This window comes from Amycolatopsis speibonae (assembly GCF_042647925.1).
Taxonomy (GTDB): Bacteria; Actinomycetota; Actinomycetes; order Mycobacteriales; family Pseudonocardiaceae; genus Amycolatopsis; species Amycolatopsis speibonae.
The window spans coordinates 576,572-594,929 of record NZ_JBHRWK010000014.1; the positions used below are offsets into that span (position 1 = coordinate 576,572).

The 18,358-nt window shown below is 68.0% G+C and carries 20 protein-coding genes; 15 read left to right on the plus strand and 5 right to left on the minus strand.

Annotated features, from left to right (window positions below):
• Positions 1 to 226 precede the first annotated feature (226 nt).
• The 12 genes from secY (at position 227) to truA (ending at position 8,379) form a co-directional block, all read left to right on the plus strand.
• A complete protein-coding gene (secY, locus tag ACFOSH_RS10885; RefSeq protein ID WP_378238608.1) occupies positions 227 to 1,534 on the plus strand; it encodes a preprotein translocase subunit SecY in 1,308 nt (435 codons plus the stop codon).
• Positions 1,531 to 2,085 carry an adenylate kinase gene (locus ACFOSH_RS10890; RefSeq protein WP_378238609.1) on the plus strand — a complete coding sequence of 185 codons (555 nt, stop codon included), beginning with the start codon at positions 1,531 to 1,533 and terminating at the stop codon, positions 2,083 to 2,085. The genes secY and ACFOSH_RS10890 overlap by 4 nt, the downstream gene beginning before the upstream one ends.
• Positions 2,086 to 2,129: 44 nt before the next feature.
• On the plus strand, positions 2,130 to 2,906 hold the full coding sequence (gene map, locus ACFOSH_RS10895; RefSeq protein ID WP_378238610.1) for a type I methionyl aminopeptidase: 777 nt from the start codon (positions 2,130 to 2,132) through the stop codon (positions 2,904 to 2,906).
• A 530-nt stretch (positions 2,907 to 3,436) separates the two neighbouring features.
• Entirely contained in the window at positions 3,437 to 3,658 is a 222-nt protein-coding gene (gene infA / locus ACFOSH_RS10900; RefSeq protein WP_005166804.1) for a translation initiation factor IF-1, read from the plus strand.
• Positions 3,659 to 3,694: 36 nt separating this feature from the next.
• Positions 3,695 to 3,808, plus strand: coding sequence for a 50S ribosomal protein L36 (rpmJ, locus tag ACFOSH_RS10905; RefSeq protein ID WP_004558882.1), 114 nt, complete (start codon positions 3,695 to 3,697; stop codon positions 3,806 to 3,808).
• 206 nt (positions 3,809 to 4,014) lie between these two features.
• Positions 4,015 to 4,395 (plus strand): 30S ribosomal protein S13, encoded by a 381-nt coding sequence (rpsM, locus tag ACFOSH_RS10910; protein WP_101612179.1) that lies wholly within the window; start codon positions 4,015 to 4,017, stop codon positions 4,393 to 4,395.
• On the plus strand, positions 4,392 to 4,577 hold the full coding sequence (locus ACFOSH_RS10915; protein ID WP_005166807.1) for a hypothetical protein: 186 nt from the start codon (positions 4,392 to 4,394) through the stop codon (positions 4,575 to 4,577). The genes rpsM and ACFOSH_RS10915 overlap by 4 nt, the downstream gene beginning before the upstream one ends.
• Before the next feature lie 18 nt (positions 4,578 to 4,595).
• The gene (rpsK, locus tag ACFOSH_RS10920; protein WP_004558885.1) at positions 4,596 to 5,003 is read left to right on the plus strand and encodes a 30S ribosomal protein S11; all 408 of its coding nucleotides are present in this window, start codon (positions 4,596 to 4,598) and stop codon (positions 5,001 to 5,003) included.
• A gap of 23 nt (positions 5,004 to 5,026) precedes the next feature.
• The gene (gene rpsD / locus ACFOSH_RS10925) at positions 5,027 to 5,632 is read left to right on the plus strand and encodes a 30S ribosomal protein S4 (RefSeq protein ID WP_005166810.1); all 606 of its coding nucleotides are present in this window, start codon (positions 5,027 to 5,029) and stop codon (positions 5,630 to 5,632) included.
• A gap of 127 nt (positions 5,633 to 5,759) precedes the next feature.
• A complete protein-coding gene (locus tag ACFOSH_RS10930; RefSeq protein ID WP_005166811.1) occupies positions 5,760 to 6,833 on the plus strand; it encodes a DNA-directed RNA polymerase subunit alpha in 1,074 nt (357 codons plus the stop codon).
• A gap of 75 nt (positions 6,834 to 6,908) precedes the next feature.
• On the plus strand, positions 6,909 to 7,472 hold the full coding sequence (gene rplQ / locus ACFOSH_RS10935; RefSeq protein WP_378238611.1) for a 50S ribosomal protein L17: 564 nt from the start codon (positions 6,909 to 6,911) through the stop codon (positions 7,470 to 7,472).
• 73 nt (positions 7,473 to 7,545) lie between these two features.
• Positions 7,546 to 8,379, plus strand: a complete 834-nt coding sequence (gene truA / locus ACFOSH_RS10940) for a tRNA pseudouridine(38-40) synthase TruA (protein WP_378238829.1) — start codon at positions 7,546 to 7,548, stop codon at positions 8,377 to 8,379.
• On the opposite strand, the gene ACFOSH_RS10945 is transcribed toward truA, so the two are convergent.
• The 3 genes from ACFOSH_RS10945 to eccE all read right to left on the minus strand — a co-directional run bounded on the left by ACFOSH_RS10945 (position 8,349) and on the right by eccE (position 11,462).
• Entirely contained in the window at positions 8,349 to 9,308 is a 960-nt protein-coding gene (locus tag ACFOSH_RS10945; RefSeq protein ID WP_378238613.1) for an endonuclease domain-containing protein, read from the minus strand. The genes truA and ACFOSH_RS10945 overlap by 31 nt on opposite strands.
• Before the next feature lie 253 nt (positions 9,309 to 9,561).
• Complete coding sequence (locus tag ACFOSH_RS10950) at positions 9,562 to 10,284, minus strand: hypothetical protein (protein WP_093938471.1); 723 nt, start codon at positions 10,282 to 10,284, stop codon at positions 9,562 to 9,564.
• A complete protein-coding gene (gene eccE / locus ACFOSH_RS10955; RefSeq protein WP_378238615.1) occupies positions 10,281 to 11,462 on the minus strand; it encodes a type VII secretion protein EccE in 1,182 nt (393 codons plus the stop codon). The genes ACFOSH_RS10950 and eccE overlap by 4 nt, the downstream gene beginning before the upstream one ends.
• Positions 11,463 to 12,020: 558 nt before the next feature.
• Here eccE and eccB point away from each other — a divergent pair.
• From eccB to ACFOSH_RS10970, 3 genes are all read left to right on the plus strand, one after another.
• Positions 12,021 to 13,646, plus strand: a complete 1,626-nt coding sequence (gene eccB / locus ACFOSH_RS10960; RefSeq protein WP_378238616.1) for a type VII secretion protein EccB — start codon at positions 12,021 to 12,023, stop codon at positions 13,644 to 13,646.
• Between the two features lie 68 nt (positions 13,647 to 13,714).
• Positions 13,715 to 14,029: a hypothetical protein gene (locus tag ACFOSH_RS10965; protein ID WP_378238617.1), complete on the plus strand. Its 315-nt coding sequence runs from the start codon at positions 13,715 to 13,717 to the stop codon at positions 14,027 to 14,029.
• Positions 14,030 to 14,034: 5 nt separating this feature from the next.
• A complete protein-coding gene (locus ACFOSH_RS10970; protein ID WP_378238618.1) occupies positions 14,035 to 15,183 on the plus strand; it encodes a WXG100 family type VII secretion target in 1,149 nt (382 codons plus the stop codon).
• Positions 15,184 to 15,229: 46 nt separating this feature from the next.
• Here ACFOSH_RS10970 and mycP read toward each other — a convergent pair whose 3' ends face one another.
• Together mycP and eccD are read right to left on the minus strand one after the other, a co-directional pair.
• Complete coding sequence (gene mycP, locus ACFOSH_RS10975) at positions 15,230 to 16,879, minus strand: type VII secretion-associated serine protease mycosin (RefSeq protein ID WP_378238620.1); 1,650 nt, start codon at positions 16,877 to 16,879, stop codon at positions 15,230 to 15,232.
• 23 nt (positions 16,880 to 16,902) lie between these two features.
• Complete coding sequence (gene eccD / locus ACFOSH_RS10980) at positions 16,903 to 18,267, minus strand: type VII secretion integral membrane protein EccD (RefSeq protein ID WP_378238830.1); 1,365 nt, start codon at positions 18,265 to 18,267, stop codon at positions 16,903 to 16,905.
• Positions 18,268 to 18,358 lie beyond the last annotated feature (91 nt).

Consider the following 18,358-nt stretch of genomic DNA (forward strand, 5'->3'; position numbering starts at 1 on the left):
GCGAGATGCACAAGTCGATCAACCTCGCGGACCAACCTTCGTCCGGAAAACCCACACGCACTGCGGACACGCCCTGTGAAGCTGTTAGAGTCGGCGACACGCTTCGGGACGAGTGTGCCCCGAAGCGTTCCTGGCTTGTGCCAGAAAGCTGTGTGTTCCCGCCGGCCCCAGGTCGGCCAAGCCGATCGTCGGTACGACAGCCGACGACGCCGAGGAGGTCCCCCGCGTGCTCAGCGCCTTCCGCTCGGCTCTCGCGACGCCGGATCTACGTAAGAAGATCCTGTTCACGCTAGCCATCGTCGCGGTCTACCGAATCGGTGCCACCATCCCGGCCCCGGGCATCTCATACTCCGCGGTACAGAAATGTACTGAGACCGGGTCGCAGGAGGGCGTCTATCAGCTGCTGAACCTGTTCAGTGGCGGTGCACTGCTGCAGCTGTCGCTGTTTTCGACCGGCATCATGCCGTACATCACGGCGAGCATCATCGTCCAGCTCCTCACCGTGGTCATCCCGCGGTTCGAGGAACTGAAGAAGGAAGGCCAGGCCGGCCAGGGCAAGCTGACCCAGTACACCCGGTACCTGACGATCGCTCTCGCGGTCCTGCAGGCCACTGGCGTGGTGGCGCTCGCCGACCGCAAGCAGCTCTTCCCGCAGTGCGACACCGCGATCATCCCGGACAACAGCGTCTACACGCTGGCCATCATCGTCGTCACGATGACCGCCGGTACCGCCGTCATGATGTGGCTGGGTGAGCTGATCACCGAGCGCGGCGTCGGCAACGGCATGTCCGTCCTCATCTTCCTGAACATCGCGGCCCGCATCCCGATCGAGGGTGGCAACATCCTCAGCAGCGCGGGTGGCGGCGTCTTCGCCTTGATCTGCGTGTTCGGCCTGGTGATCATCGCCAGCGTCATCTTCGTCGAGCAGGGCCAGCGCCGGATCCCGGTGCAGTACGCCAAGCGCATGATCGGCCGCCGCATGTACGGCGGGACCTCGACCTACCTGCCGATCAAGGTGAACCAGGCCGGTGTCATCCCGGTCATCTTCGCCTCGTCGCTGCTCTACCTGCCGGACCTGATCAGCCGCCTCGTCGGCGACGCCAACAGCAACTCCGGCTGGCAGGTCTTCATCCAGAACTACATCGTCAACCAGTCCAGCTGGGCGCACGTCCTGCTGTACTTCGCGTTGATCATCTTCTTCACGTACTTCTACATCACGATCACGTTCAACGTGGACGAGCGTGCGGAAGAGATGAAGAAGTTCGGTGGCTTCATCCCGGGTATCCGGCCGGGCCGCCCCACCGCGGAGTACCTCAGCTACGTCCTCGGCCGGATCACCCTGCCGGGCTCGCTGTACCTGGGCATCATCGCGATCCTTCCGAACTTCTTCCTGTCCGTCACCGGCAGCGGGAACAACCAGAACTTCCCGTTCGGTGGCACGGCTGTGCTGATCATGGTCGGTGTCGGTCTCGACACCGTGAAGCAGATCGAAAGCCAGCTGATGCAACGTAACTACGAAGGGTTCTTGAAGTGACGCGCCTGGTTCTCGTTGGCCCTCCTGGCGCGGGCAAAGGTACTCAGGCGGTAGCACTGTCGGAGAAGCTCCGGATCCCGCACATCTCGACCGGCGACCTGTTCCGCGCCCACGTGGGCGAGCAGACGCCGCTGGGCCAGGAAGCCAAGCGCTACCTGGACTCCGGTGAACTCGTGCCCGATTCGGTCACGAACGAGATGGTGCGCGAGCGTCTCGCCGAGCCCGACGCCAAGGTCGGTTTCCTGCTGGACGGGTTCCCCCGGAACACGAAGCAGGCCGACGTCCTGGGCGAGATCCTGGGCGAGGTCGACGCCGAACTGAACGCGGTCATCCAGCTCCAGGTATCGGAAGACGTCGTCGTCGAGCGGCTGCTGTCCCGCGGCCGCTCGGACGACACCGAAGAGGTCATCCGCCGCCGTCAGCAGATCTACGTGTCCGAGACCGCTCCGCTGCTCGAGTACTACGCGGAAATCCTGGTCACGGTCGACGGCGTCGGCTCGGTCGACGAGATCTCCGCCCGCGTGCTGGAAGCGCTGCGCGACCGCACGTGAACCTCGGAGGACTGCGTGTACTGCAACGGCTTCGTCGTGGGCGCATGATCGAAATCAAGACCCCGGGCGAGCTCCAGGCGATGAGGGCCGCAGGTCTGGTCGTCTGGCGCACGCTCACCGCGGTGCGGGAGATCGCCAAGCCCGGAGTGACCACGGCCGATCTCGACGAACTCGCCGAGCAGACGATCCGTGACGCCGGCGCGGTGCCCTCGTTCAAGGGGTACCACGGCTTCCCGGCGTCGATCTGCGCTTCGGTGAACGAGCAGATCGTCCACGGCATCCCGGTGAAGACGCAGGTCCTGAACGACGGCGACATCATCTCGGTGGACTGCGGCGCCATCCTCGACGGCTGGCACGGCGACTCGGCGGTCACTCTCGCGATCGGTGAGGTGTCGAAGGCGGATCTGGCGCTCTCGGCGGCCACCGAGGCGGCGATGTGGGCCGGGATCGCCGCGGTGTCGTCAGGCGGCAGGCTCACGGACATCTCGCACGCCGTGCAGACCGCGGCCGAGAAGGCCGGTCAGGAAGACGGCGTCGAGTACGGGATGATCGTCGAGTACGGCGGCCACGGGATCGGTCGCCAGATGCACATGGACCCGTTCCTGCCGAACCTGGGCAAACCGGGCAAGGGGCCGCGGCTCAAGACCGGCATGGCGCTCGCGATCGAGCCCATGCTGACCGGTGGCGGCGGTGAGACCGTCGAGCTCGAGGACGGGTGGACCGTCGTGACCGCGGACGGCTCGCGGGCCGCGCACTGGGAACACACCGTCGCCATCACCGATGACGGCCCGTGGATCCTCACCGCCCCCGAAGACGCCTGACCCCCTCCGGATCGCGTTTAGCCCGCTAAACGCAAGTGCGCCCAGACCTGCGTTTAGCCCCCTAATCGCGATCGCCGGATCGCGTTTAGCCCGTTAAAGGCGAGAGCGCCGGGAGCGCGGTTAGCCCGCGAAACGCAAGTCCGCCCGCCGGTCGGCGCAGTGACCGGGTCCGCCGATGAGGCGCCCGCCCGCTGCCCTCATCGGGCGCACCCCGTCCGCCGAGCGCCCCACGTCGCCTGCCCGACAGAGCGCGTTTAGCCCGCTAAACGCAGGTCGGCGTAGGCGTACGATGGTGAAGGTCGCACTCAGCGGGCTCAGGGGTCACCTAACACAGTTACCCCCCGTTTGGGTCTCACGACACGGGTTGCGTACACTGTCAAGTCGGTGTACTCATCGCGCCCGGATCCTGCGCGCTCGTGAATTCTCGCGAACGGACATTGGACCCGGGGAGGAGTGTGCCGAAGCACCACCCAGCCAAGCACTCAAGCTCTGACTGATAACACAGCGTAGCGACAGGAAATGCGGAGGACATGGGCAAGAAAGACGGGGCCATCGAGGTCGAAGGCCGCGTAGTCGAGCCGCTCCCCAACGCGATGTTCCGCGTCGAGTTGGAGAACGGCCACAAGGTCCTTGCACACATCAGCGGCAAGATGCGGCAGCACTACATCCGCATCCTGCCCGAGGACAGGGTTGTCGTGGAGCTCTCGCCCTACGACTTGTCTCGTGGTCGCATCGTCTACCGCTACAAGTGATCACGACGAGTTAGCACAAGCAGGAGAGCAGGAGACGTGAAGGTTCAGCCGAGCGTCAAGAAGATCTGCGACAAGTGCAAGGTGATCCGCCGTCACGGCCGGATCATGGTGATCTGCGAGAACCTGCGGCACAAGCAGCGGCAGGGCTGATCACTCGCACTCGTAACAGAGTGGATTGACGGCTACACAATCTCCCCGCACCTGCCGGGCCGTGCGAACGGCCCGGTTCACCCTCGGACTTCAGGCCGGGGCCGGGACACCCGAAGCGCAAGCCAAGGGCACGACAGGCGAGTCGGTCCCGGGACCGGACGGGGAGCAGACCTGGAGATGAATTCTATGAAGGAGCATCAACGCCAATGGCACGACTCGCTGGCGTAGACCTCCCCCGCGAAAAGCGGTTGGAGATCGCGCTGACCTACATCTACGGCATCGGCCGTACCCGCTCGAAGCAGCTCGTCGCGGCTGCCGAGCTCAACGCGGACACCCGCGTCAAGGATCTGAGCGATGACGACCTCGCCAAGCTGCGGGTCTACATCGAGGAGAACTTCAAGGTCGAGGGTGACCTTCGCCGTGAGGTGAACGCCGACATCCGTCGGAAGATCGAGATCGGGTGCTACGAGGGCCTTCGCTGGCGTCGCGGACTTCCCGTCCGTGGTCAGCGCACCAAGACCAACGCACGCACCCGCAAGGGTCCGAAGAAGACGGTCGCCGGCAAGAAGAAGGCTGGCAAGAAGTGAGCGTCCAGGGCAAGAAGGTCGTGCGCATGGGCGGCGTTCACCGCCGCGGCTCGGCCTGTGTCTCGCCCAAGGCGCTCTACGCCCGCCCGATGGCGCTCCGCAACCTGTACACCGACGCCGGATCGATCATCCGGCGCGGCCAGGCCGAAGCGGTCGCCGCTCACCAAGAGAACGCGCGCTAACAGGAGAACCCTCAGAACATGCCACCGAAGTCTCGTACTGCGGCGGGGGCCAAGAAGGTCCGCCGTAAGGAAAAGAAGAATGTCGCGCACGGTCACGCGCACATCAAGAGCACCTTCAACAACACCATCGTCTCGATCACGGACCCGACCGGTGCCGTGATCGCGTGGGCGTCGAGTGGTCACGTGGGCTTCAAGGGCTCGCGTAAGTCCACCCCGTTCGCCGCGCAGATGGCCGCCGAGAACGCCGCCCGCAAGGCTGCCGAACACGGCATGAAGAAGGTCGACGTTTTCGTGAAGGGCCCGGGTTCGGGCCGCGAGACGGCGATCCGCTCGCTGCAGGCGGCCGGCCTCGAGGTCGGCACCATCCAGGACGTGACCCCGCAGCCTCACAACGGCTGCCGCCCGCCCAAGCGGCGCCGGGTCTGAGGAACGGGGAGGAGTAAGAAGAAATGGCTCGTTACACCGGCCCCGCGACGCGTATTTCGCGTCGCCTCAAGGTTGACCTCATCGGCGGCGACCAGGCTTTCGAGCGTCGCCCCTACCCGCCGGGCCAGCACGGCCGCGGGCGCATCAAGGAGTCCGAGTACCTCCTGCAGTCGCAGGAGAAGCAGAAGGCTCGCTACACCTACGGCGTTCTCGAGCGTCAGTTCGTCCGGTACTACAAGGAAGCCGTCCGGCGTCCCGGTAAGACCGGTGAGAACCTGCTGCAGATCCTCGAGTCCCGCCTGGACAACGTGATCTACCGCGCCGGTATCGCCCGCACCCGCCGTCAGGCGCGTCAGCTGGTGAGCCACGGTCACTTCGTGGTCAACGGCGTCAAGGTCAACGTCCCGTCGTACCAGGTCACGAAGTGGGACATCATCGACGTTCGGCCGAAGTCGTTCGCGATGCTGCCCTTCGTCGCTGCCAAGGAGTCCTTCGGCGAGCGTCCCGTTCCCGCGTGGCTCCAGGTCGTTCCGTCCAACCTCCGTGTGCTGGTCCACCAGCTCCCGGAGCGCGCTCAGATCGATGTTCCGGTCCAGGAACAGCTGATCGTCGAGCTCTACTCGAAGTGATCCATCACCGGGCCGGGGTTTCCCCGGCCCGGTGTGGGCACGGGCGGCGGCGTCCTGAGTGCGCCACCGCTTCGCCATCCCTTTCGGTGTCATATGGCGGGCGCCGTTTGGAAAGGAATTAGGAAAGATGCTGATTTCCCAGCGGCCGGCTCTCGGCGAAGAGACGGTCAACGAGACCCGCTCCCGGTTCACCATCGAACCGCTGGAGCCCGGCTTCGGCTACACGCTCGGCAACTCGCTGCGTCGTACGCTGCTGTCGTCCATTCCGGGCGCGGCCGTGACGAGCATCCGCATCGACGGCGTGCTGCACGAATTCACCACCGTTCCCGGGGTGAAGGAAGACGTCACCGACATCATCCTGAACCTCAAGGAGCTCGTGGTCTCCTCGGAAGAGGACGAGCCGGTCACCATGTACCTGCGCAAGCAGGGCCCCGGTGAGGTCACGGCTGCCGACATCGTGCCCCCGGCCGGTGTCACCGTGCACAACCCGGATCTGCACATCGCGTCGCTGAACGGCAAGGGCAAGCTCGAGATCGAGCTCGTCGTCGAGCGCGGCCGCGGTTACGTTCCGGCCCTGCAGAACAAGCAGGCGGGCGCGGAGATCGGCCGGATCCCGGTCGACTCCATCTACTCCCCGGTGCTGAAGGTGACCTACAAGGTCGAGGCGACCCGTGTCGAGCAGCGCACCGACTTCGACAAGCTGATCCTGGACGTGGAGACGAAGCCGTCGATCACGCCGCGGGACGCCGTCGCGTCGGCCGGCAAGACGCTGGTGGAGCTGTTCGGTCTCGCGCGCGAGCTGAACGTCGACGCCGAGGGCATCGAGATCGGCCCGTCGCCGCAGGAGGCGGACACCATCGCCGCCTACGCGATGCCGATCGAGGACCTGGACCTCACCGTCCGGTCGTACAACTGCCTCAAGCGCGAGGGCATCCACACCGTCGGCGAACTGGTCTCGCGCAGCGAGGCCGACCTGCTGGACATCCGCAACTTCGGTGCGAAGTCGATCGACGAGGTCAAGCTCAAGCTCGTCGGTCTCGGCCTCGCGCTGAAGGACAGCCCGCCCGGGTTCGACCCGACCGCGGCCGCGGCCAGCTACGACGGTGAAGGCTGGTCCGAGGGCGTCGACAGCATCACGGACGGAATTTCGGACAACGGCCACGACGATGGCCAGGACTACGCAGAGACGGAGCAGCTGTAAGGCCAGCTTCGGCTCCCTCCCCGATAGGGGTGGGGGAGCCCCGGCCTCCAGCTGTGAGCTGAACGAGGAGAACCGATGCCCACCCCCACAAAGGGACCCCGTCTCGGCGGGTCGCCCGCGCACGAACGGCTGATCCTGGCCAACCTGGCCACCCAGCTGTTCGAGCACGGCAAGATCACGACGACCGAGGCGAAGGCCCGGCGGGTGCGCCCGCTGGCCGAGAAGCTGATCACGAAGGCGAAGCGGGGCGACCTGCACAACCGTCGTCTGATCCAGCGCGTCGTGCGCGACAAGGACGTCGTGCACAAGCTGATCGCCGAAATCGGTCCGTTCTTCGCGGAGCGCCCGGGTGGCTACACCCGGATCACCAAGACGATGGCGCGCAAGGGCGACAACGCCCCCATGGCCGTCATCGAACTGGTGGCCGAGAAGACCGTCACCGCCGAGGCCGAGGCCGCGCGCAAGACGAAGTTCGCCAAGGACGAGCCGAAGGCTGCCGCCCCGGCCGCCGAGGAGACCACTGAAGCCCCTGAGGTTGCCGACACGGCCGCCACCGAGGCTCCGGAGGCCACCGAGGCTCCCGCCGCCGACGAGGCCGCTGAGGCCCCCGCCGCGGACGCGGACAGCAAGAAGGACTGACGTCCTGACGGCACCGAACACCCCGGACGAGCCCGCCACTCCCACTGCGGAGGGCGGGCTCGTTCGTCTGCGTCTGGATGTTTCCTACGACGGCACCGATTTCTCCGGCTGGGCGCGGCAGCCCGGTCGGCGCACGGTGCAGGGGGTCCTCGAAGAGGCGCTCGCGAAGCAGCCTCCAGGAGCCTCGGTCCCGAAGTCCGTCGTCGTCGCCGGCCGCACCGATGCCGGTGTGCACGCCGCCGGCCAGGTGGTCCACGTCGACGCGTCGCCTTTAGCGGGCAAAACGCGATCCGGGCGTCTGGAACTGGACGAGCAGGGCATTCCTGACCTGGGCCGGATGCGCTACCGCTGGAATCGGTACCTGCCGGGTGACGTGCGGGTGCTGGACGCCCGCGTGGCGGCACCCGGGTTCGACGCGCGGTTCTCGGCCGTGCGGCGGCACTATCGCTATCGCGTTTCGGACGCGCCGTGGGGCGTGGATCCGTTGAGGCGTCACGACACCCTGGCCTGGGGTCGGCCGCTTTCGATCGACGCGATGAACGAGGCGTCGGCGGCTCTCTTGGGGCTCCAGGACTTCGCGGCCTTCTGCAAACAGCGCGAAGGCGGGACGACTATTCGCGAGCTGCAGAAGCTCGTCTGGAAGCGGACCGGACCGCACGCGGTCGAGGTCGACGTCTCCGCTGACGCGTTCTGTCATTCGATGGTGCGCAGCCTGGTGGGGGCGCTGCTCTTGGTCGGTGATGGCCGTCGTCCGCAGGCATGGCCCGGCGACCTCCTGGAGAGCCGGACGCGAGACAGCGCTGTCGCTCCCGCACACGGGCTGACGCTGATGGCCGTCGACTACCCGCCGGACACCGAACTCGCGGCCCGCGCCGATCAAACACGCGCCATGCGCACCTCCTCCTGACCCGGCCGCGGCGCAGTTAGCGGGCTAAACGCGCCGCGTCGGGCGCGCCAGACGGACTCGACGATGCCTTTGAAGTCGTTCGCCAGGTCCTCCGCGGTCACGATCACAAAGCGCCAACCTTCGGCCTCCGCCCGTCTTCGGCGTTTGCGGTCGTGGGCTCGTTGCTCTGGCGTGTTGTGCCATCGGCCGTCGTATTCGATGGCGACCTTGAACTCCTCGTCGCCGAGGTCTAGGCGAGCGATGAAGTGACCCGTTCGGGAGAAGACCTCGACTTGAGGTGTCGCCGCGATGCCGGCCGCGGCCAGCACGATGCGGACTTCCGATTCCGGTGGCGACTCCGCGCGAGGGTCTGACAGCCGCAAAGCATGTCTTGCCAAGCGGATTCCCCGATTGCGGCGCCCATAGAACTCCCCGTTGAGATGAAGATCGGTCAGTTTCGTGGCCCTCATGAACTGGTCCAGATCCGGGACGCCGATGCGGAGCCGTCGTACCCACCCGGATTTGCGAGGAGAAAGCCGGAGTAGCAGATCCAGTGCGATCCGACTCTTTCTCGCGATACGAATGCCGTTCCACGGCTTCGATTCCTCGGGTTTGACCTCGGTCCGTCGAATCTTGATGCCGTCTATCGGGCCGAAGCGTTGTTTCTCCGGTACGACCATCTCGACCGGATCGTTGGGGTTGGCCAGCTCGACGCCATGAACGGTCGCGGCCGAGCGCCCGGTCAGCACGGCTTCCGGCGGCGCCAGCAATGCGGCGCCACGGCAACGCAGTTCGTGCGTGACCTCGACATCAGCGCGTGTGTAGACGTCCTGGAACAGCCTTCGGACGCTGGAACCACGCAGCTGGCTCGCCGAAATTAGGCCCGCTTTGCGTGCCTCGGAGCCGCGGAAGACGTCGGGAAGATGAGATGAATCGAAGGGATTGGTCATCCCGTCACGGTGACCGACAAGACCGACAAGGTAGGCCGTCAACGGCTCCTCGGGGCCGACTTATCCACAACCCCCGACTTGTCCACAGCCGGCGCGATTGCCCCTTGACGGCCGAACTCCCGCCCCGCTTTCCGCCTCAGGTCGACTTTCGCCGCCTAAACGCGACGCGGGCAGGACGCAAAACGGGGGCACTGTCCGATGTGGACAATGCCCCCGCAGGGCACGGTTAGCCCGCTAAAGTCGACGCGGCCGGTTAGTCGCCGCGGCGTACGGGGCCCAGTAGCTGCTGCTCTTTCGCCGTGGTGACCAAGCGAAGCGGGCGCCAGAGGTTCCGGCCCAGAGCGACGACCTGGTCGTCCTTCAGCGTCGTGAGCTGCTTCATCATCTGCGGCGGGAGCCGCCAGATCCGCGCGGCCAGTTCCGCCTGCCCCGGCGGCAGCCGCTGCATCAGCACCAGATCGGCCGCGTTCGCGGTCGCCCCGGCCTGCGGGTGCAGGTACGGCAGCACGTAGACCGTCGTCTGCCACGGAGACCGCGGCGGGAACAAGTCCTGCGGTGTCGGGCCGCCATCGGTCACGACCAGCAGCGGCGCGTCCTCGGACGGGCGCGGGAGGTCCACCGGCGACAGCCGCCGGATCTGCACCAGCGGCGAAGGCCTGCCGTTGGGCTGATTCCCCGCGGCCTGCGGGAGTACCTGCCACGCGGCCGGACGACCGGTCGCCACGACGACCCACGCCCCGACAGCCATCGCCCGCAGCGCGACCTGGCGAGCCAGGTACAGGCCACCGACCAGCACGATCCGGGTCGGCGTCGAGCGCAGCGCGGAGATCGTCAGCGGCTCACCCTTGAGCCCGGAGCCGAGGACGATCCCGCCTCGGTCGCCGGACGGGCTGATCGCGTCGAGCATCGCCGGGTCGACGGTGAACTCCGGGGCGACACCGGCACTCTGGCCGGCGTCGCGCATGCGGGTGCTCATGCCGTGCCTCCGATCGGCAAAGTAGCGGAGAACCCGGAGACCTGCAGGCCGCGCAAGGGCGTCAGCGCCACACCGAGCCGGTCCGAGACGCCCTGCAGCCGCTGGTCGGCCGCGTCCAGTTCACGCGGGTTCCGCGCGCTCAGGCGCACGATCCCCCGCAGGCCGATCTTGCCTTCGTCAGCGGACGGCGAGATCGACATCGCCACCGTCGCCGACAGCGCGCGGACACTGGTCAGCGCGTTCAGGCTGCCGCTGATCTTGCCCTTCGGCCAGCTGGTGATCGCGTAGCTCGCGTGCCCGATGCCCGCCGCGGTGACGCCGGTCCAGCGTTCCTGCAGACCGACTTTCGCGGGCGAACCGGCGACCGCGGTCAGTTCCGCGGCCGAAATGCTGGACCGCAGCAACTCGTCCGGATCGAGCGGCCGGGTCGGCACGCCCTGCGATTCCAAGGCGTTGCGCACCCGCGACAGCGCGCCGATCAGCGCGCGATGCGCACCGACGACACCGCCGCCGCGCTCGCGGATGGCGGCCGGGCACCGGCGAGGGTCGAGCCGGATGGCGACCCACGTCGTCCGCCGCGCGGCCGCGGGAAGCGGGCCGAGCACCTCCATGTAGGAGCTGAGCGCCGGCGAGTCCGACGGAAGCGCGGCGCTGCCCGGGTAGCAGTGCCAGATCATCTGGATCGAGTCGAGGACCACGCCGCGGTCCTCGAGGCAGGGCGCGAGCGCGGACAGCGGCAGGCTCGGCGCGCCGCCCGCCTGGGTGATCAGCGCGGGCGCGGGCTCGACGAGCAGGACCGCGGTCCACGTCCCGTCGTTCCACGCGAGGCCGACCTGCTGGCGTTCGTGATCCACGCCGTGCGCGACAACGAGATCGGGAACGGCGAGGCGGAGAAGGTTCACCCGCGCGTCGTCAGGACCGGTGACGGCGTCCTCTTCGGCGGCGAGCGTCTCGATGCTGCTCGGCGGAAGCGGATTCGCCACCCGATCGTGCGAGCGGAGCATGTACCGCGTGGTGAGTCCAGCCCATTGGGTGAACCAGCGGCCGCCCCAGCGCAGGAACGCGATGATGATCGCGAACCCGAGCACACCGATCGCGATGTACTTCAGCTTCATGTCGATCGCGAGCAGGACGAGACCGATCGCGAGCCCGAGTTCGAGCACGACCAGATTCGCCACGGGCAGCGGACCGAGGTTGATCCCACCGGTCCGGCGCCGCGTGGGCGCGGCGATGCGTGCCGTCTGAGCGGGCGGGGGACCGGACTGCGGGCCGGGGCCACCGGGCGGAGGACCGCTCGGGCCGCCTGGCCCACCAGGGCCTCCCGGACCGCCAGGTCCACCGGGGCCCCCAGGCCCTCCTGGACCACCAGGACCCTGCGGTCCGCCGGGACCTCCAGGGCCGCCGTGCCCACCGGGGCCGCCAGGGCCCTGCGGACCGCGAGGAGCACCGGGACCACCCGGGCCTCCGGCCGGGCCACCCGGACCACCTGGTCTGCCGGGCCTGGGTGGCGGCCCCGGCGGACGACCCGGAGGTTGCGGCCCCGGAGGGCCGGGCGGACGTGGAGGAGTGGTGACGGACATCCGCGCTTTCTCTTCCCCTCGTGCGTGCTGCGTACCCGGAAAGCCGGTCCCGAGGAACTTGACACTAGCTGGAGTTGGTAGAAACCCCACACCAGACGGTCCCCGTACGGCTATCCTGCGGAACCGTACCGCGACGGGGAGGACTGTAGGTCGAGAATGCCATCAACACCGACTACTAAGTCTCAAGTTCAGGCTTATCAGTTCGTTTTGCGCCGGATGCAATCCGCGCTGGTCCGTCGTGATGCCGTCATGCTCCACGACCCGATGCGCACGCACACGCGGGCGACCATCGTGGGCGTCGTGCTGGCCGCGCTGGGCGTCCTGGTCTTCGTCATCTGGGGCCTTCTGAGCCCGAAGCCCTCCGTGCCGGAAGCGGGCAACATCGTCATCGGCGAGCAGTCCGGAACGGTGTACGTCGTGGCGGGGAACCCGAAGAAACTCGTCCCGACCTTCAACCTCGCCTCCGCGCGGCTGCTGATCATGGCGCAGTCGAAGCAGGGGGCGCAGCAGGCGGGGACCAAGCCTTCCGGGCCGCAGCAGGCCTCCGAAGTGAAGAACCCCACAGTCGTCTCGGATGAACAGCTGAAGAGCATCCCCCGCGGCCAGCTCATGGGCATTCCCAACGGCCCGCAGCTGATGCCGACGGAAGCCCAGCGCGTCAGCCCGGACTGGGGAGTCTGCGACGAGGTCATGTACGACCCGTCGGTGCCGAAGCCCGATCTCATGAAGACGGAGACGACCGTCTACGCGGGTGTGCCGCAGCTCGCGAACCGTGAGCTCGGTCAGAACGAGGCGCTGCTGGCCAAGGGCGCCAACGGCAGGACCTATCTGATCTACCGGCTGGCCGCGAATCCCAACCTGCCGAACGCCAACGCCGTCAAGGCCGAGATCAAGCCCGACGCGAACGCCGTCCTCTCCGCGTTGAAGCTGCCCGATCAGCCTCGCGGGATTTCGCAGGGCCTGCTGGACGCGATTCCCGAGGTGCCCGAGCTGAAGCTGCCGGAAGTTCAGGGCAAGGGGGAAACCCCCAACTACGAGATCGAAGGCATGAAGGTCGGCGACGTCTTCTCCACGGAGCAGGCCGAAGGGCGGAAGGACTTCCACCTCATCCTGAGGGAAGGGATCCAGACCGTTTCCGCGGCGGTCGCGGACATCGTCCAGACCGGCAAGAACGACGGCAGCACCTCGGTGATGTCCGTCGCGCAGGGCAAGATCCGCAACATCACGCGGGTGACCACGGGGCAGCAGGGCTTCGTCGAGCTCGACGCCTACCCTCAGGCCGTGCCGACGGTGCTGAACGCGACCCAGGGTTCCCGGGTCTCGTGCCTGAGCTGGTCCGTTGTCGGCGAAGGCAGCAACCGGGACGGGCACACGGCGGTCTTCGTCGACGACAAGATGCCGAAGGGCAGGAACGCCGACGGATCCGCGCCCGGCGTCAAGATCGGCACCCCCGGTCCGGTCGGCGCGCCGATCAACAGCTTCTTCATGGAGCCGGGTTTCGCGGCCGTCGTCCAGTCGGCGACCGGCAAGGAGACCTTCGACAAGGGGCCGATCCAGCTGATCTCCGACCGCGGGATCCGCTACGGCGTTCCCGACGCCGTGACGGCGGACTCGATCGGGCTCAACAAGCGCGTACCCGCGCCCGAGTCCATCATCAGGATCCTGCCCAACGGCGCTTCGCTGAACACACAGGACGTGCTTCGCACCTTCGACACGGTGCCGATCGACGACAGGGCGGGCTCGGTCGCCACGCAGTCGCAGCAGGCTCCGGCGGGTAACTGATCGCGGGAACCCGCGGGACGGCGCGCGCGTCTCAACGCCCAAGCGATATCGGGTGAGTGGAGGGTGCAGTGGCCGGCCTGAAGATCGACGGCACCGTCGTCGGTGACTATGCGAAGCGGGTCGAGGCGGCCGCCGGAGAGCTCGATCTGGCGGCCGCGGAGGTGACCGGGGACGGCATCACCGTCGAGTCCCACGGCGCGCTGGGGGAGGAGCTGGGCCTCGGCGCGTCTTACGGACGTGCGGCCGAGGCCATCCGGCGCCAGCTGGAGGACGGCGCGACCGCGCTGAGGTCGGCGTCGGAGGCCCTGCACACGGTGACCGCGCGGCACGCCGGGCACGACGACGAGGCCGCCCAGATGATCAAACGCGCCGTGGAGCTCTGAACCGCATGATCGCCGAGTCGGAGAACCCGACCGATTCCATCCCGCACCCGAAGGCCGCTCGCGCCGCCGCTCCCGAGGCGGCCCAGATCGCGTTTAGCCCCCTAAACGCGACGGGCTCGGGCGGTGAGGACCTGGTCGAGGCTGCGGCACCGCATCTCGCCTTCGTCTCCGAGCTGGCGGGCCATCTGGGGCTGATCGATCCGGTCGAGGCCTACCTGACCCCGCTGTCGGGGCGCTGGGAGGACTTGAAGGACGAGGCGGACCGGCTCCGAAAAGCGGCGGCGACCGCAGGCACCGTCTCGAAAGAACTGTCGGAGGATCTCGGTCGTCTCGACGCCGGGTGGTCCGGCAAGGACGCTGACGCGTTCGTCGAGTACATCGTGGACATCAACGCCGCGGGCTCGGACGTCGAAGACGCCCTCACCACGCTGGCGGGTTCGCTCGACGAGCTGGTGTTGACGATCCGTCGCATCCTGACCGACCTCGTCGAGATCCTGGTCGATACGGCCGAACTGACCTCCGAGACCGCGATGCTGCCGGTCGGCGGCGTCCGGCGGGCGCGGACTCAGCTTGAAGAGGCGCAGGAGTCGGCCAAGGCGCTCTTCGAAGCCGCTCGTAACGTCATCGAGGGCTTCGTACGGCTTTGTGACGGCGTCGACGATCCTGACGGCGCTTCGCGGAGCATCGAGATCGCCCATCGGTACCCGCAGGACGAGTTCAAGCTCAACGACGATTCCGAGCCGGCGAGCGCGCCGGTGCCGGAGAAGGCCGCCGCTGAAGCGGATTCCGGTACCGAGTCCGAGGAGCAGTCGACGTCGCCGTCCGCTGCCGATCCCGCAGACAGCCGGAAGACCGGTTCGCAGGAACCCCTGATCGAGCAAGGGCAGGCGCCGATCCCGGAGGTCGCGCCGATGCAGGCCGCTCCGGCTCAGGGGCAGGTCGCCGGGTCGGGATCGGGGATGATGCCGATGGGGATGGCGCCCATGATGGGGATGGGTGCGGGCGGAGGCGGCGGGACGGCTCACCAGTCGAAGACGCGGCCCGCTTCGAAACCGTCCGATGTGGTCGGCGAACCCGGCCAGGTGGTCCCGCCCGTGATCGGCGAGGACGACGCCCCGGCGAAACCCGCCCCGAAGCCCAAGCCCGCCAAGTAGGCACCTCCGCAGGCGGAGCGACTTTAGCCCGCTAAAGTCGCTCCGCCTAGGGGGCCTTGCGGCCGGGGGAGGCGGTCGGCCGGTTGCGGCGGACCGAGTGCACCACGAACAGCGTGACGAGCAGCGCCACCAGGCCCCCGCCGGTCCCGGCGAGCGCGATGATCATCGGGGTGGAATCGCGGTCGTTCGACGGCGGCAGATTCGCGGGCAGCGCGACCGGCTTGGCCTTGTCCGCCTCCGACGGCACGATCGCCGTCAGCGCCGCGATCGGGTCGATGACCCCGAAGCCGACGAAGTTGTCCCGGCCGCCCGGCGCCGCGGGGTGCTGCGCCGTCGCCTTGATCCGGTTCATCACCTCACGCGCTTTCAAGCCCTGGAACTTCGCACGCACGAGCGCGGCCACGCCGGCGACATACGGTGCGGCGAAGCTGGTCCCTTGGATGGCGCCGGGTTCCCCGTTGCCCTCGATGGTCAGGTTGGCCAGGCTGCTCGACCCTTCCGCGGGGTCCAGCGAAATGATCTTGGTGCCCGGAGCGGCCACGGAGACCCACGGCCCGTTGACGCTGAAGTCCGCGACACCACCCGTGTCGTCGATGGCCGCGACCGACAGGACGTCGTCGGAGAACCACGGCGGTGTGACGATCATCTTGGGCGACTTGGGATCCGGCTGGTCGTTCTGCGGGCACTTGTCGCCGACGTTGCCCGCCGCCGCGACGACGACCACGTCGTTCTCGACGGCGTGGTTCACCGCGGCCTGCAGTTGCTGCTCGCCTTCGGTGATCCCGCCGGTGGCCGGACGACAGTTGTCGACCGACATGTTGATGACCCGGGCGCCCTTGGCGACGGCCCGGACCACCGCCTGCGCGAGCGTCTTCAGCGTCCCCGCGCTCTTGCCCTGCTCCTGCTGACGTCCGCCCTTGTCCTGCTCGGGCGCCGTTCCGTCAGCCGCCCCGCCGACCGCGCCGTTCCCCTGCGAGGACGGCGGAAGCTGCGATCCCGGATTGTTCGACGACGCGGGAGGAGCGGAATTGGACGGGGGCGGCGGTTCGGCCTTCTTCTCCGCCTCTTCGTAGTTCTGGCTCGACTGACGGATCGACAGGATCGTGGCGTCCGGCGCGACCCCCCGGAAACCGATGCTCGCGTCGGGCGGGCTCGCGGCGATGATTCCCGCTACCTCGGTGCCGTGGCCGTCGCAGTCCTCGAGTCCCGGTGCCTTGCCGCCGTTGGGGGTCGCGACGTAGTCACCACCCGATTCGACGGGGTTCTTGAAGTACGGGTGCGCGGTGACGCCGGTGTCGATCACGGCGACCTTGACGTTTCCGCCGACCGAACCGGTGGCGCCGCGCATCAGCTCGTGCACCTTGTTGATCTGCAGGTATTCCTGGCCCCACGGGCGGTTCTTGATGTCGACCTGGTCGCCGCCGAGCTTGCTGCGCTGCACGCACTGCGTCTTCTGCTCGTAGTTCTTGTCCGGCTTGCCGTCGTCGTTCGGCTTCTTGGACTTGTCCACCGGGGGCGGGCTCGCGTAGTAGCCGCCGGCGTCCGGCGCGACGCTGCTTTGCTGCGCCCACGCGGGAAGCGCCACCGACGCCGGCGAGAGAACGCCGATACCGGCCGCCAGCAGCACCGTTCCGGTACGTCCGGCGACGCCGAGGTGGCGGACGCGCGTCCCCCTGGACTTCCGCGCTGCGGCCATCAGAGCATCATCCGATCGGGTCGTCACTTGAAGTTGAGGTGCCGCAGCGTCGTGTAGAGATCCATGACGCCGAGCGCCAGCGGGAGCACTGTCGCGATGAAGATGGCCTCGAAGATCTCGACGGTCCGCCGCAGCGGCGGCGAGAAGCGCTGGTTCGGGAAGATCACGCCGACCACGAGCGCGCCGGCGCCGATCAGCAGCAGCGCGCCGAACACGAACAGGACGCGGTTCAGCGGGCTAGCCGACCACATCCACCCGAGCAGGATGCCCGCGCCGGACACCATGCCGGTGGTCAGCAGGGCGATGGCCTGCGCGCCGTTCGCGTACGCCCGCGCCCTCAGAAGCAGGACCAGCGTGGCGATCACACCGAGGATCGGGCCGAAGATCGACGGAGACGTCGAGGCGATGATCGCGAACAGCGCCGTGGCCGCGCCGCAGCCGGTCAGCAGACCGGTCATGTACTGGTGGGCGACCGCGGTGCGGCGCTCGATGGCGCGGTAGTCCGGGAAGCCCGAGTCTTCCTTGAGTTCTTCGGCGCTGCCGGGGACGTGCGGTGTCGGCAACGCCGCGAGCTTGATCGTCGCGCGCGGCAGGAGCGAGATGCAGGCCAGCGAGAACGCGGTGGCGCCGGCGGCGATACCGGCGATCGGGGTGTCGATGAGCGTCGCGGCCAGGAACGTCAGCGCCGAGACCGTGGCCGTCGTCGCGGCCGCGATGAAGGTGGTGATCCCGTGACCGATGACGAGGATGCAGACCGCCGCCACGATGATCACGAGAGTGCTCGCGAGCAGCAGGTTCGCCCACAGGGACAGCCCCGGCACGATGTAGAACCCGCTGACGAAGGCCAGTGGCAGACCGCCTGTCGCGGCGATCAGCACGCCGGTCGCCTCGGCCTGGTAGGCCTTGGCCAGCGTCGCGCCGACGGCGACGCACGCGATCGCGCCGACACCGCCCGCGATCGCGGCGGCCAGGGCGTTGCCGCCGTAGAACGACCCGCTGCTGAAGAGCGCGAGGGCCGAGAAGAACAGCGCCAGACCGCCCGCGATGTGCCCGAAGCGTCGCGCTGTCTCCTTGGTCCACGGACGGAAGCTGTCCGGGGACGACTCCGCGATCGCGTCGACGACGTCGTCGTACAGCGGAGGCGGCGGGTTCTCGTTGCGTTTGCGCAGCTGAAGCAGCTCGCCGTCGACGACACCGAGGGACGCGAGGGTCCGGCTCGGGTCGAGTGGCGCGTCGCCCAGCTTCGCCAGCGCCCAGCCGCCGTGGCGGGCACCGCCGTCCGGCGTCGCCTCCTTCGCCATCTCCAACAGCATGGGCAGCAGGTCCGCCACCGCGACGTCAGCCGGCAAAGCCACGTCGATCCGGGTGCGTGGCGCGACCACCGTCACCCTGCTGAATACCGTCGTGCCCGTTGCCACTGCCTTCCCCCTGCCCTGAGAGTCTGCTCCCGGGGGAACCTATACCGAACCCGGGTGCCCA

Coding starts and splice junctions, on each gene's coding strand:
- map (WP_378238610.1), top strand. CDS start 2,130: ATGATCGAAATCAAGACCCCGGGCGAGCTCCAGGCGATGAGGGCCGCA.
- infA (WP_005166804.1), top strand. CDS start 3,437: ATGGGCAAGAAAGACGGGGCCATCGAGGTCGAAGGCCGCGTAGTCGAG.
- rpsM (WP_101612179.1), top strand. CDS start 4,015: ATGGCACGACTCGCTGGCGTAGACCTCCCCCGCGAAAAGCGGTTGGAG.
- rpsK (WP_004558885.1), top strand. CDS start 4,596: ATGCCACCGAAGTCTCGTACTGCGGCGGGGGCCAAGAAGGTCCGCCGT.
- rpsD (WP_005166810.1), top strand. CDS start 5,027: ATGGCTCGTTACACCGGCCCCGCGACGCGTATTTCGCGTCGCCTCAAG.
- ACFOSH_RS10930 (WP_005166811.1), top strand. CDS start 5,760: ATGCTGATTTCCCAGCGGCCGGCTCTCGGCGAAGAGACGGTCAACGAG.
- rplQ (WP_378238611.1), top strand. CDS start 6,909: ATGCCCACCCCCACAAAGGGACCCCGTCTCGGCGGGTCGCCCGCGCAC.
- ACFOSH_RS10945 (WP_378238613.1), bottom strand. CDS start 9,308: ATGACCAATCCCTTCGATTCATCTCATCTTCCCGACGTCTTCCGCGGC.
- ACFOSH_RS10950 (WP_093938471.1), bottom strand. CDS start 10,284: ATGAGCACCCGCATGCGCGACGCCGGCCAGAGTGCCGGTGTCGCCCCG.
- eccB (WP_378238616.1), top strand. CDS start 12,021: ATGCCATCAACACCGACTACTAAGTCTCAAGTTCAGGCTTATCAGTTC.
- ACFOSH_RS10970 (WP_378238618.1), top strand. CDS start 14,035: ATGATCGCCGAGTCGGAGAACCCGACCGATTCCATCCCGCACCCGAAG.
- mycP (WP_378238620.1), bottom strand. CDS start 16,879: ATGGCCGCAGCGCGGAAGTCCAGGGGGACGCGCGTCCGCCACCTCGGC.